Raw genomic sequence first — 13,792 nt, forward strand, 5'->3', positions numbered from 1 at the left:
AATGAACAGTCAAAAGAACACTTCAAGACGATTTGAAGTGTTCTTTCACCAAAGTGATTGCCTAAAGGGGTGAAAAAATTGAGTCAACTAGATGTTCAGGTTCAGACAGGGCAGAAGAAGCCGAAGAAAAAGGAAAGAGTTAGCCTGAAAAAAGGGTTACAGCAATGGAAGGAAGTCTTTCCCTTCATCATATTAGGCTTAATTGGAACAGGGGTATTCGTCATTTATCCATTATTTAAAGGGATCATTATGAGTTTTCAAGATTACAACATTATGCCAGGAGCAGAAAGCCCATGGGTAGGGTTTGATAATTATACCCGTGCATTTGAAGATCAAAAATTTGGCTATGCTGTTCGAAATACCTTTCTAAATACAATCGTGACAGTACCAATCAATTGGTTTTTAGGGATCTTTTTTGCTGTATTAATTAATCTTCAATTTATCAAATACAAAATTACATTTAGAACCTTATACTATTTACCAATTATTACGTCTTGGATTGTAGTTGCTTTTCTATTCCGTTATTTATTCGCTTCAGGTGAAGGTGGCTTTATTAATTACGTCCTTTATACACAGTTAGGAATGATCGATCAACCCATTAACTGGCTGCAGAATCAATGGACAGCTATGTTTGTCATTTGGGCGTTTCATATTTGGAAAACAGTAGGATGGACAGTCGTTATTTATTTAGCTGCATTACAAGGCATACCAAAGTCTTTATATGAAGCAGCAACCATTGACGGGGCAAATGGTGTGAAGATGTTTCGCTATATTACGATCCCAATGCTTGCACCGATCACGATATTCGTTGTAATTCAATTGGTTATGGGTGCTTTTAACATCTTCCCGCAAGTGTATTTCTTGACTGGTGGGGGACCAATGAATCAAACAGAAGTTATCCAGAGTATGATTTATACAGAAGCTTTTAATAACATGAACTTTGGTTATTCCTCAGCACTTGGGGTCATGATGGGATTAACGATTTTTATCATTACTTGGAGTCAGCAAAAGAAAATCGGGAAGCAGAAGTTCTATTAAATTTAATAGGTTAGGAGGGAGAGCTATGAAAAATAAATCAGAGTTATTTTGGAAAATTGTCGTATATGCAATTCTGATTCTTGGTGTTATTGCGTTTGTATTCCCCTTTATTTATATGATTTTAACGACTTTTTTAAAGGGAGCCTACTCATTACCAAGGCCGAATGAAGTATTGGCAGCAAGACCGAATTTTGATAACTATGTTGAAGTGTGGACTGGATACAACTTTTATCGATATTTCTTAAACAGCATATTGGTAGCGGGTGTTGCAATGGTTGGAGGTCTGCTATTAGGAGCAATGAGTGCCTATGCATTTGTTCGTTTTGAGTTTCCTTTTAAAGAGTTTATATTTAGAAGCTTCTTATTTACGATGATGATTCCACTTGTATTAGCGATTGTGCCGCAATTTACAGTCATTAATAGTCTTGGATTAGTTAATACGTATCTAGGATTGTGGTTAATTTACATTGGTGGTGGAGTAGTAGGATCAACTTTCTTCTTACGAGGATTCTTTGAGACGATTCCTAAAGATTTAGAAGAGTCTATTTTAATAGATGGTGGGGGGAATTGGAGGATTTTCTGGCACATCTATTTACCGCTATCAAAGCCAGCATTAGGTACAATGGCCATTTTCGCCTTCTCGGGAACATGGGATGAATATTTTGTTGCCTTAACCATTATTAAAGATGAAGCGATGCGAACGTTACCAATTGCATTAATGATGTTCCAAGGACAACATGCAAGTAACTGGTCATTAGTTTTCGCAGCATCGATTATCGCAATTTTACCGGTAATCGTCATATATATTATTTTCCAAAAGAAATTTGTCAAAGGTGGAGAATCAGAGGGAGCTGTTAAAGGCTAGAGCATCCTTTAACAAATTAAAAGAGTAGGTGGTTGAATGATAAATCCTATAACATATAAATTAATAATCGTTATGGTAGTCGCAGTCATAATCATATCGGGGTGTTTTGCGTCCGAGCAGTCTGGTGCACTTTATGAATCTGAGACACTTGAACAAGGCACATGGATAGATGAGATTTCTACTAATCTAGCGGCTTATCACCCGGGATATCCCGTTACCTTTTCCCTTACGTTACATGAAGAGATAACAGACGGTAGTTTGCTTTTGTACTATAAGCATTTAGATCATCTTGTTTATGAAGAAGAAATAGATCTAACAGACGAGCAACAAATGACATGGGAGTGGCTTCCTGAAGATCAAGACTTCACAGGATATATGGTTGAAGTCTTTCTGAAGAATGGTAAGGACGTTGTAGATCATGTGAATATTGCTGTAGATGTTTCCTCTGATTGGAGTAAATTTCCGAGATATGGCTATTTGGCTGATTTTTATGAAATAGCAGAGGAAGACCAACAAGCTGTCATTGATAGGCTTAACCGTTTTCATATAAATGGTTTGCAATTTTACGATTGGCAAGATATGCATGAAAATCCATTACCAATGGAAAACGAAGAACCTGCTTCGCAATGGTATGATATCGCAAATCGGATTGTGAAGTTAGAAACAGTAGAAACTTATATTAAACTTGCTCATGAGAAGAATATGAGAGCTATGAACTATAACTTGTTATTTGGAGCGAGTAGACATTTTGAAGAGGAAGGAGTTAAGAGAGAATGGGCCCTTTTTAAGGATTCTGCTGCAGAAGAACAGGATGTACATCCTCTTCCTACTGCATGGAAATCCGATATTTTCTTATTTGATCCGTCAAATGCTAAATGGCAAGAGTTTCTTTTTGAGAAAGAAAAACTTGTTTTTGAACATTTACCATTTGATGGATGGCATGTTGACCAACTAGGGGATCGATCTAAAGTATGGAATCCGGAAACGGAACAAGTTGAGAATTCTCCATTATGGAATGCCAAAGGGGACGTTGTTGACCTTGCTGAAACTTACCGACCTTTTATCGAAAATGCCAAAGAAGCTTTACAAGTTGATTTTGTGCTTAATGCTGTTTCACAGTATGGACAAGAAGAAATTGCTAAGTCACCTGTGAACTTCTTATATACAGAGTCTTGGGATCAACCACTGTACCAAGATCTAAAAGAAATTATTGATGATAATTGGACGTACAGCAATGGAGAATTACAAACAGTGCTTGCGGCGTACATGAATTATGATCTGGCTAATTCTTTAGGTGAATTTAATGCACCGGGAGTCTTGTTAACCGATGCTGTCATATTTGCTTCAGGTGGAGCTCACATCGAGCTAGGTGAAAATATGTTAGCAAAAGAATACTTTCCTAACAAATCATTAAAAATTACAGACGAATTAAACGAACAATTAATTCGTTATTATGATTTTACTGTTGCATACCAAAATCTTTTACGTGATGGGGCAGAGGAAGTAGAAAGTACTGTTTCATCTACAAGTGAGATTCCTATTTCGAGTGAGGCAGAAGAAGGAGCTGTTTGGACTTTTACGAAAGAAAAAGATCACAAAAATATGATCCATTTTATAAATTTCACTGAAGCTACTTCGATGGAATGGAAGGACCGAATGGGTGAACAGCCTGAACCAGAGTTAAAAGAAGATGTATCAATAGTTGTCAAAGCGGAGAAAGAAGTTTCGAAAGTATGGACGGCATCACCAGACGCATACCATGGATCAACTGTTGAATTGGATTTCGAGCAAGAGGGTGACGAGCTTTCATTAACAATGCCTTCCTTAAAATATTGGAATATGGTAGTGATTGAGTACAAGTAGTAATTTGCTTAAAGCATAAAGAGAAAGATATGATGGTACCAAGAAATAACGGATGTAAAGAGGGATTAAACAATGACCAATCAAAACATGAATAAAAATCGATTTGCTACAAAAGTAGTCATTGTTATTTTGATTGCTAGTTTAATCCCGACTTTATTTACTAGCATATTCTTTTATGTATCATCCTCAAACATTATTAAAGAAAATGTTAGGGAATCGTCCTTACAGATTACTCGCCAAGCTGCAGATTCATTGTCTTTTGCGCTATCAACGGGTAGTGATATGTCAGATTTGATCTATAGTAATGAGAGACTGCAGGATATAGTGAAACAAGATTTAAATCAAGAGCTTACTTTTGATGAAAGGCAACAAAATAATCACCATATGGTTTCTTTTTTAAACTCTAATATGTATGCAAGTTCATTTGTACACATGATTTACGTATTGAAAGATGAAGGAAGAAGTTGGGGAAGTGGGACTTTTTCAGAGGTGAAATTTAATAAATATAACTTGGAGGAACTTGATTGGGTAAACGAAGCAGTTGAACGAGATGGTGAGTTATTTTGGCAAGGACTCCAATACGACCCATTCAGTGGTGCTGGTGAAAATATAGAATTAGTTTTGCCTGTTAGTCGGGTAATGAAAGATTTTAACCATTTAAATAATATCGCTTTTATTCAAGTATTGCTTGATGGATCAGCGATTCTAGACAAAATTAATCAGATTAAATTAGGGAAAACAGGTCGTTTTTTTGTCGTAGATGAACAAGGAAGAATCATGATTGATTCTGATATTAACAAGATTAATGATCCTATTAAAAATTCAACGTTATCTGATCACGTTATTAAATGGAATGAATTAGAGTTTGAATTTCAGGAAGATGGAATCGATTACTACGGCGTAAAACAACCTATTTCAAATGGTTGGACAATAGTAGGGGTTGTTCCAATTCATGAAATTACCGATCAATTACTTACTATACAAACAGTTGTTTTTCTAACCTCTCTCATATTTGGTGTGCTTGCGATAATAATTGGAAACTTCTTCGCAAAGCGAGTGACTGATCCGATCAAAATTCTAACTGGCCAGATGAAACGCGTAGGTGAAGGAGATTTTCATGTTAGGACAAGTGTTCAGACATCTGATGAAATTGGAGTCATGAGCTTAGAGTTTAATCGAATGCTTGAAAAAGTCGAGCAGTTAATGGATCAAGTGAACAAGGAGCAAATCCAAAAAAAGGAAGCGGAACTACGTGCGGTAAAACACAGGATTAATCCGCATTTTTTATTTAATACACTAAGTACAGTTAAATGGTTGCTGAATTTCAAGCAGGTTGAACGAGCAAACACAGCTTTATCTGCATTGACAAGATTACTAGAAGCAAATATGGGGAAAAATGGTACGTTTGTTACCATTAAAGATGAAGTTGACATTATTGAAAAGTTCATTGAAATCATGCAAATTCGTTATGAACAAACCTTTGCTCTAAAACTTAATATTGAACCTGAAATATATGAATATCTAATTCCACAAATGCTATTACAACCTATTGTTGAAAACGCCATTTTCCATGGAATTGTTCCAACAGGTAAGGAAGGAACCATAGGAATAATCGGAATAAGGAAAGACGCTGGAGTCGAAATTACGGTACGTGACAACGGCCGTGGAATGGAAGAAGTAACACTAAATCAAATTAGACATGTAACATTAACACCTAATACATCTCTTGGAATTGGATTACTCCATGTGTTTGATTCAGTTAACCTTTATTTTGCACCCAATTCAACAGTAGAGATTTACAGTGATCCTAATGGTACGGCAGTAAAACTGAATTTAAAACCGAAGGACTTAAGAGGTGAAACTCATGTATAACGTCGTAATTGTAGATGATGAACCAGTCATACGCTTTGGTTTAAAAGCTTCTGTGGAATGGGAAAAAGAGGGATTATCTCTTGTAGGAGACTTTCCAAATGGTGAGACTGCCTTTCATGTTATGGAAGAAACACATGTTGACATTTTAATTACCGATATCAAGATGCCCATTATGGATGGGTTAACTCTCATGAAGAAAGCATTAGACATTAACCCAAAGCTGAAAGTAATTTTAGTCAGCAGCTACAACGAGTTTGAATATGTGAAAGAAGGTTTGAAATATGGAGCGGTTGACTATGTTTTAAAGCCAACGTTAGAACAAGAGGAGTTTGTTCAATTAATTCAGAAGTGTGTTCATAAGTTGAATGAAGAGAAAAACATCGAAAATAAATTAAAATTTGTCGATCAAACAAATTCGTTGATGGAACGTAAAAAGGCTGAGCAGGAATTAAAACGAGCGCTTTTAGATGAAAAAGGTTTTTCTAGTGACTGTAAAATAATGAGCCTGTTATCGGGCGAGGTTCTCGTAGTTTACATGAAGCTGAATAACGTGGCAAAAATTGACGATGAGTACGGTGCTTTATTTAAAAAGTTCACCATAGAAGAAATTCAAGAGCGCTTTTACTCTAATTTTACAAAAGGGGTTTGTATTTCAATAGGAGATACAGAATTAGTGTTTTTTTTTCATTCAGATATTCATCCAATTACAGTAATTGATCAGATAAAGGACGAAGCCATTATAGGATCAGCACTGCAATTTTCATTTGGGTTTGATACTATTTCTAATATTTCTGAAGCGAAACAGGGATTAAAAAGAAGTATGTCGGCTTGTGAAAGACAATTTTTTCATCCGAGTGAAATGGTTTATTACTATAAAGAACCTAAGAAGAAAACAACAAATCATACAAAAGTAGAAGAGGTCAAACATTTCATTTTACCAGTTGATGAGGAAAAGGTAACAAAGTATTTAGAACAACTTTACCTTCAATGGAAAAAGGAAGAATTGCATCCCTCAGAAATAAAGCAAGAAGCAAGTGAGTTTTTATCTAACTTGTTTTTGAATAAACTTGACCTAACATTATTGCTAGATAAATGTGAAGAATTAGGTCAAGCTGAATCGCTTGATGAATTAATCATTATGATGAAGAAGCATATGCAAGAATGCATGAAGCTTGTTTCCGAACAAAAAAGTAAGCCAAGAAGTGACAATGAGCTTATGGAACGAGCAATAAATTATATTCACCAGCATTATACTAATGAGTTAACTCTTCAAATGGTTGCTGATCACATTCATATAAGCAGAAATTATTTTAGTGTTTTGTTTAAGCAATTTAGCGATCAAAAGTTTATTGATTATGTGATTGATCTTCGCGTTAAAAAAGCAAAAGAATTGTTAGTGCAAACGTCATTAAAAGTATACGAAGTAGCGGGGAGATCTGGATTTAATGATGTTAAGTATTTTAGTAAGTTGTTCAAAAAATTAACAGGGTATTCTCCTGTTGACTATCGAACGTTTCATCAAAAATAGGGGGTGTCTAAGGTGGGGATTGTACGACGTACAATGATTCTAATGTTTATGATTGGGGTCGTTATGATAACAGGTTGTGGGAATCATTCTATTATTGAAAACAATCAACCTGCTTTAGAGTCTACTCCTGTTAGAGAAGAAATTGTCGTTTGGCATACGTATAGCGAAAAAGAAACACAAGTTTTTGAAAATATCCTCATTCCGCTATTTGAAGAAGAGTATCCATTAATTAAAATAATCCCTGTTAGACAGTCTTATAACGCCCAATTAAAATCAGCTATTATTTCAAGGGCATCGGCCAATAAACCTCCTGATATTATTCGCATGGACGTTGTATGGGTGCCGTCATTTGCAAAACTCGACCTACTTTACCCAGTAAGTGAGTTTGAAGACTTTGATCATATCAAACATCAGTTTTATGAAGAACCTTTACAATCCAATTTCTATAATGGGAATTATTATGGTGTTCCTCTAAATACAAACACAAAGGTATCTATTTATAACAGAGAGTTACTAGAAGCTTCGGGTTATGACCAACCTCCTGAAACAATGGATGAATTCAAGAACCTGATTAAAAAAGATCAGTATGTGATTGGAGTATCCGGATTAACGACCTGGGAAACATTGCACTATTTCACTGGTTTTGGGGGAAGTGTTACTGATCCAGCTAATACTAGAGCGACAGGCTATTTAGATAGTAAAAAAAGTGTCGATGCGGTTAATCAGTTATTAACCCTTTACCAAAGTGGGAAGTTATCTCCAGGACTTTTAGAGGGAAATGCAAATACTTGGCAAGGGGTTATAGATGGCAATTATTTTGTTATTGATGAAGGGCCATGGTTTTATAGTGTGAATCACCCAGAGGACATTGAATTAATTAATGAGTTAACAGTTGCACACCCATTTCCAATAAGTGATGGAACACGAGCACCTTTAGGCGGGGAAAATCTTGTCATTTCAAAAGCGACTAAACATAAGGAATCTGCGTGGGAATTTTTAAAATGGATGACTAAAGTAGAGCAACAAACTTACTTGGCTCAGACAGGTCTAATTCCGGCAAATAGACTAGTTGAATTATCAGGTTTCTTCGACGCATTTCCTTATTATCAGACGTACTTAGATAGTCTAGATGATGTTCTCTTACGACCGACTGTTTCTCAGTGGTTAAATATTGATGCAATCTATGAAGAATATTTAACATTAATTTTAACTGAGAAAATAAGTGTAGAGGAAGGATTACAACGAGCTGCAATTGAGATTGACCAAATTCTTGAAGACGAGAAAGGAAGATGAAAAATGGAGAAAAAGTGGTGGAAAGAAAGCGTTGTGTATCAAATTTACCCTAGAAGTTTTATGGATAGTAATGGCGATGGAATCGGGGATATCAAAGGAATTACGTCAAAACTTGATTACTTGAAGGAATTAGGAATTGATGTCATTTGGCTATCACCAGTCTATCAATCACCGAATGATGATAACGGTTATGATATTAGTGACTATCAAAATATTATGGATGAGTTTGGCACAATGGAGGATATGGACGAGCTATTAGCAGAGATGCATGCACGCAATATGAAGCTGATGATGGACCTTGTTGTCAACCATTCATCCGATGAGCACAAGTGGTTTGTGGAATCTCGTAAATCTAAAGATAATCCCTATCGTGATTATTATATTTGGCGCCCTGGCAAGGATGGAGAAGAGCCAAACAATTGGACATCCTTCTTTAGCGGATCAGCATGGCAATACGATGAAGAAATAGAAGAATATTTCCTTCATTTGTTTAGTAAAAAACAACCAGATTTAAACTGGGAAAATCCAACATTACGAAAAGAAATCTATGACATGATGACATGGTGGCTTGATAAGGGAATTGATGGTTTCCGAATGGATGTTATTAACCTTATTTCAAAAGCGGAGGGTTTACCTAGTGCACCGGGGGGGGAAAAGTACGATTGGGGTGGAGAGTTCTTTATGAACGGTCCGCGTGTTCATGAATACTTACAAGAAATGAACCGTGAAGTCCTTTCAAAATATGACATGATGACCGTTGGCGAGTGTCCTGGGGCTTCAACCAAAGATGCAGCAAAGTATGCGAATGAAGAAGGTACTGAATTAAATATGATTTTCACCTTTGAGCACATGGATTTAGATTCTGGTCCAGGGGGGAAATGGGACGTCAAGCCATGGAAATTAGCTGATTTAAAAGCTGTTATGACAAAGTGGCAAAAAGATTTAGAAGGAAAAGGATGGAACAGTCTTTATTTAAATAATCATGATCAACCAAGAATGGTCTCGAGATTAGGAAATGATCAAGATTACCGTGTGGAATCGGCCAAAATGTTAGCAACATTTCTTCATATGTTACAAGGCACCCCTTACATTTACCAAGGTGAAGAATTAGGGATGACGAATGTTCAATTTGAATCAATTGAAGAATACAACGATATTGAAATTCAAAATATGTATCGCGAAAAAGTCATCGAAGGCAATGAGGATCATCAAAAAGTCATGGAAGCCATATATGTAAAAGGGCGTGATAACGCAAGAACGCCGATTCAATGGGATGATAGTGAAAATGCCGGATTTACAACAGGTACACCTTGGTTAAAAGTGAATCAAAACTATAAAGAAATCAATGCCAAATATGCTTTAGAGGATAAAGAATCCGTTTTTTACTATTATCAAAAGTTAATAAAATTAAGAAAAGAACTAGATATTATTGTGTATGGCACATACGATCTTATTTTAGAAGAAGAGGAGAACATTTATGCATATACACGTACATTAGCTGATGAAAAACTGCTTGTAATGTGTAATTTTACAGCAGTAGAGACAAAGTTTAATCTGCCGGAACACATTCCATTTACATCATCGGAATTACTAATTAATAATTATGATGTACAAAACTGTTCGGATATTTCATCTATTAAACTAAGACCTTATGAGTCACGTGCATATCTATTGAAGTAAGAGAAGAAGAAAAAGCAGCTACGGCTGCTTTTTTTCGTTAGAGTGACAGATTTAGTGTTCTTTCTTCCTTATTTGGTGTATAAAATTAACCGATTTCACTAAGGGTGTTCTACTTTTATGAAGATCGATCTAGAATAAAAATTAAATATATTTCTTAAGGAGCGGTCTATATGATTAAAAGAAATGTAGTTTCTGTTGGATTAATTGGGCTTGGTGGAATGGCAAATGCGCATCGCAGGATGATTTCAGAATTAGAACAATTACAGCTAATGGCTCTTTGTGATGTTAATTCTGAGCTTTTGAAAAGAATTGGAGAAGAAGAAGAAGTAAAAGAAGAGAAGCGTTTTAATGATATGGAAGCATTGATTGCAGATCCTGATGTTGACGTTGTCATTTCAATCGTCCCTAATCATTTACATGCCAAGGTATTAGAACTATGTATTCAATATCAAAAGCCGATTATGGCAGAGAAACCATTCACTTTAAATTTTGAGGAAGCAGAGGATTTAGCTAAATTGTATGAAAAACTACCAATACCATGTATGATTGGTTTTTCTTATCGATATATTCCTTCCTTTCGTTATGCGAAAAAGCTTTTAGAAGAAAAGAAGATTGGTTCAATTCGTCATATTGCTGTTCGATATCTCCAATCATTCGGAGCACCTTTATTTGAGGTACCTTATGCTTGGCGTTTTAATAAAGCGGTTACAGGTACGGGTGCGCTAGGGGATTTAGGTGCTCATATGATCGATAGTGCTAGATTCTTTGTTGGAGAATTTCAATCTGTATCAGCATTAATGGAGACGTTTGTTCACGAAAGAAAAGATCCAATCAGCGGAGAAATGAAAAAAGTAGATGTGGATGACTACGCAAGTTTCCAAGCAGTGCTTGAAGATAATGTTCTTGGAAATTTTGTTACTACAAGGAATGCAATTGGGTCTGGGAATCAGCACGAAGTAACAATCTATGGTGATTATGGTACGATTCACGTTAATTGTGAACGCCCTGATGAGATCGACCTTTGGACCAAGGAGGAAAATGAAGAAAGGCCTACTTTTAAAACGAAAAAAGTTCCTGAACATTATCAAAAACAACAATTGCAAGACTTTGCAGATCTAGTAACGGACAATCAGCAAGTGGGAACTCCGACTTTCGATGATGGATATCAAAATCAAAAGGTACTTGAGAGAATTATCGAATCTGCCAAAAGAGGTCAATCTGTGAAAGTAGATTAATAAAGGTTAGTTAAGAAGGGGAGATTTTTACTTTTTGTGAACAACCACTAATTTTAATTTTATGGAGGATTTTATGAGTGTTACTAAAGTAAGTGGTTAGACGGGAGCTAATAGAAGAATTATGCAGATTTTTATAAGGAGACTAAAGAAGAAACACGATTGTAATATCTCTATTTGGATAAGGAGATGAATCTAATGAACATGTGGATAGAAAAAATTAAAGGTATAATTTAAATGGGGAATATATCGGAACATATCGAGCTGAAATCAAAGAAGATGGTAATTACCTTTTCAAAATGACTTTTTATTTTGATGCTATAAATAATAGATGCAAAAATCCTTATCAAAAAAGAAAATAAGTTAGTTCAAATATAGAAGTGCTGAAGAGAAAGTTTAGAACTTCATTACCTACAAAAGCAAAAGAGAAAGCAATAACACTTGAGTGTAACTTTCAAATACGTCAAAATCTATCCCTTATGGCAGTGGTCCAAATGATGAAGCAATAACAGTTACTGTAACAGCAACAGCTTTAATACTACCAAGGTACTTGAGTCCGAAGTAATTGGTTCAAAGTATATTCAAGATAATCCGTTCAATCCCATTTGCGACACCCCACAGAACCCCAATGAGGATCGCCATGCTACTTGCGGGAGTAAAAATGGCAACAAATATCTTGACTTTGCCTAAATAATAGAGGAACTTGTAAATCGAACTCCTTTTATTCTAAACAATCTTTTTCTTGGTTTCCCCACTAACAAAAATCCGTTCACTTCTTTCATCAACCGTTAACAAGAATATTTCTTTAATGCTCTCAAAACCATGTCTCTCAACTTGTTCCTGTAGCCATTCATTAGTATGACCTAATTTATTTAAATTTGAATTATTGACCTTTCCCTCTAATATTAATACCGATGGATATCCTTTTTCTGGGGGATCTTTCATCAAGTCACTAGGTGTTAGTGAATCATATTTAGATTTTTTTATAACACTAATCTGGCCATTAGGTTCTAGGATGGCGTAATCAATTTCTGTTAAATCACTTGCTTGGTTTAACCGTAAGTCCATCATTAGTGATTCAACAGTAATTTTGGCTTTACGCAATTCGTCTACTAAAATATGTCCTTTATTAATGATAATAATTGGTTCTGCTTCTACAATACGTCTAACCCTGGCGTTCTTAAGAGCCAAGTAAGATAAGGTAAGGTGTAACCCAGCAATAAATGAAGCTGCAGCCAACGGACCACCGAGCGCGATATCACCACTTGATAATGGTTCTCCGACTACATCCCCTATAATGACGGCGAAGATAAAATCAATGGGATGAAACGATACCATTGAGCGTTGTCCTAGTATTTTTACTACCATAAAAATATAAATATAAATAATAGTAGCCCTTATGATAAATCCATATATGGGCAAATCCTCTGCACCATGCCAAACCTCCAACAACTTCCCCTTCTTTCTATCTATTATTATTACCACCATGTCCCTTTTGTATTTTTCTATACTAACCAGTGATGAAATTTAGTTTTTTACGATGGATTCAGGATAAATTTAAGAAGCTTTCTTCAATGTTTCAGACGTTTCCTACCTAATCCATTTACGATGATAACCACCAGATATGGATATCTTACGCGACCACGATCTGTCGCAAAATATCGATCGGATTACTATGGAGGCTTCCGAAACTACATCGTTTTAAAGTGACACAAAAAAAGAAGGATGATGATCATCCTTTTAAATGAGAAGAACACAGGTCTATGGGGTTGGCGCCTCAAACAATCAACACAAGGCTGAAAACATTGCTCGTTTGAACTTGCAGAACATTGAGAAATCAAGGTGGAGGACTCCACCTGATGTTTAACCTTTCTAAATATACTTAATTAGGGTGGGAGTTAAACTCACAAAGAAAGCTTTAACTAGTAGAAGAGGAGTATGTTATATATCTCTTAGAAGTTTTGGTTTTTGCTTATTAAATTGATCAGAGAATGGTATTGCTTAGGGGTATCAACATCAATAAAATGAATTTTTTTATTATCTTTAACGATTATTCCTTGATTATTGTTTCTAATAATTTGGCGAGCACCTGTATCCCCTTCTAACTTCCAAATTTCTTGGAATAAAGTTGAATTAAAAATAATTGGTGGTCTTTTGATTCCATTGAAGGACGAGGCGATAAAGTCAGGCTTCTTACTATTATAAATAGTTATTAATCCACTAGTGTTGCACTAAAGAGATTTCAATATTAAAAATACTCAAAATGTTCAATTACTTAAATCCGTGCATAAAAAAAGTCCTTTATAATGGATAGGTCAGGTGGTAATCCCGTCCAAATCCAATAAAAAGGACCAATCTCATGGATAAGATTACACGAAAAACTTCATTTGGACAATGGTTTTCACCGATAAATCATGAATT

The 13,792-nt window shown here is 35.5% G+C and carries 9 protein-coding genes; 8 read left to right on the plus strand and 1 reads right to left on the minus strand.

Going from position 1 to position 13,792, the window contains the following annotated elements; translation table 11 throughout:
- The first annotated feature begins 78 nt into the window (after nt 1-78).
- From PQ474_RS16590 to PQ474_RS16625, 8 genes are all read left to right on the plus strand, one after another.
- Nucleotides 79-1,038 (plus strand): carbohydrate ABC transporter permease, encoded by a 960-nt coding sequence (locus PQ474_RS16590; RefSeq protein WP_273845528.1) that lies wholly within the window; start codon nt 79-81, stop codon nt 1,036-1,038.
- Between the two features lie 25 nt (nt 1,039-1,063).
- The gene (locus PQ474_RS16595) at nt 1,064-1,903 is read left to right on the plus strand and encodes a carbohydrate ABC transporter permease (RefSeq protein ID WP_273845532.1); all 840 of its coding nucleotides are present in this window, start codon (nt 1,064-1,066) and stop codon (nt 1,901-1,903) included.
- Between the two features lie 36 nt (nt 1,904-1,939).
- Entirely contained in the window at nt 1,940-3,766 is a 1,827-nt protein-coding gene (locus PQ474_RS16600; RefSeq protein ID WP_273845534.1) for a glycoside hydrolase family 66 protein, read from the plus strand.
- Between the two features lie 72 nt (nt 3,767-3,838).
- Complete coding sequence (locus PQ474_RS16605) at nt 3,839-5,638, plus strand: sensor histidine kinase (protein WP_273845536.1); 1,800 nt, start codon at nt 3,839-3,841, stop codon at nt 5,636-5,638.
- Complete coding sequence (locus PQ474_RS16610; protein WP_273845538.1) at nt 5,631-7,166, plus strand: response regulator transcription factor; 1,536 nt, start codon at nt 5,631-5,633, stop codon at nt 7,164-7,166. Before PQ474_RS16605 ends, PQ474_RS16610 begins: the two co-directional genes overlap by 8 nt.
- A gap of 12 nt (nt 7,167-7,178) precedes the next feature.
- Nucleotides 7,179-8,459: an extracellular solute-binding protein gene (locus tag PQ474_RS16615; RefSeq protein ID WP_273845540.1), complete on the plus strand. Its 1,281-nt coding sequence runs from the start codon at nt 7,179-7,181 to the stop codon at nt 8,457-8,459.
- A gap of 3 nt (nt 8,460-8,462) precedes the next feature.
- Nucleotides 8,463-10,139 (plus strand): glycoside hydrolase family 13 protein, encoded by a 1,677-nt coding sequence (locus tag PQ474_RS16620; protein WP_273845542.1) that lies wholly within the window; start codon nt 8,463-8,465, stop codon nt 10,137-10,139.
- 170 nt (nt 10,140-10,309) lie between these two features.
- The gene (locus PQ474_RS16625; protein WP_273845545.1) at nt 10,310-11,374 is read left to right on the plus strand and encodes a Gfo/Idh/MocA family protein; all 1,065 of its coding nucleotides are present in this window, start codon (nt 10,310-10,312) and stop codon (nt 11,372-11,374) included.
- Between the two features lie 723 nt (nt 11,375-12,097).
- Here the strand turns inward: PQ474_RS16625 and PQ474_RS16630 are convergent.
- A complete protein-coding gene (locus PQ474_RS16630) occupies nt 12,098-12,823 on the minus strand; it encodes a DUF421 domain-containing protein (protein ID WP_273845548.1) in 726 nt (241 codons plus the stop codon).
- Nucleotides 12,824-13,792 lie beyond the last annotated feature (969 nt).

The sequence above is a fragment of the Halalkalibacter alkalisediminis genome (genome assembly GCF_028610705.1).
GTDB classification, from domain to species: domain Bacteria; phylum Bacillota; class Bacilli; order Bacillales; family Bacillaceae_D; genus Halalkalibacter; species Halalkalibacter alkalisediminis.

What these genes read in the sequence shown, in the direction of transcription:
- PQ474_RS16595 (WP_273845532.1), top strand. Translation starts at nt 1,064, where the DNA reads ATGAAAAATAAATCAGAGTTATTTTGGAAAATTGTCGTATATGCAATT.
- PQ474_RS16600 (WP_273845534.1), top strand. Translation starts at nt 1,940, where the DNA reads ATGATAAATCCTATAACATATAAATTAATAATCGTTATGGTAGTCGCA.
- PQ474_RS16605 (WP_273845536.1), top strand. Translation starts at nt 3,839, where the DNA reads ATGACCAATCAAAACATGAATAAAAATCGATTTGCTACAAAAGTAGTC.
- PQ474_RS16610 (WP_273845538.1), top strand. Translation starts at nt 5,631, where the DNA reads ATGTATAACGTCGTAATTGTAGATGATGAACCAGTCATACGCTTTGGT.
- PQ474_RS16620 (WP_273845542.1), top strand. Translation starts at nt 8,463, where the DNA reads ATGGAGAAAAAGTGGTGGAAAGAAAGCGTTGTGTATCAAATTTACCCT.
- PQ474_RS16625 (WP_273845545.1), top strand. Translation starts at nt 10,310, where the DNA reads ATGATTAAAAGAAATGTAGTTTCTGTTGGATTAATTGGGCTTGGTGGA.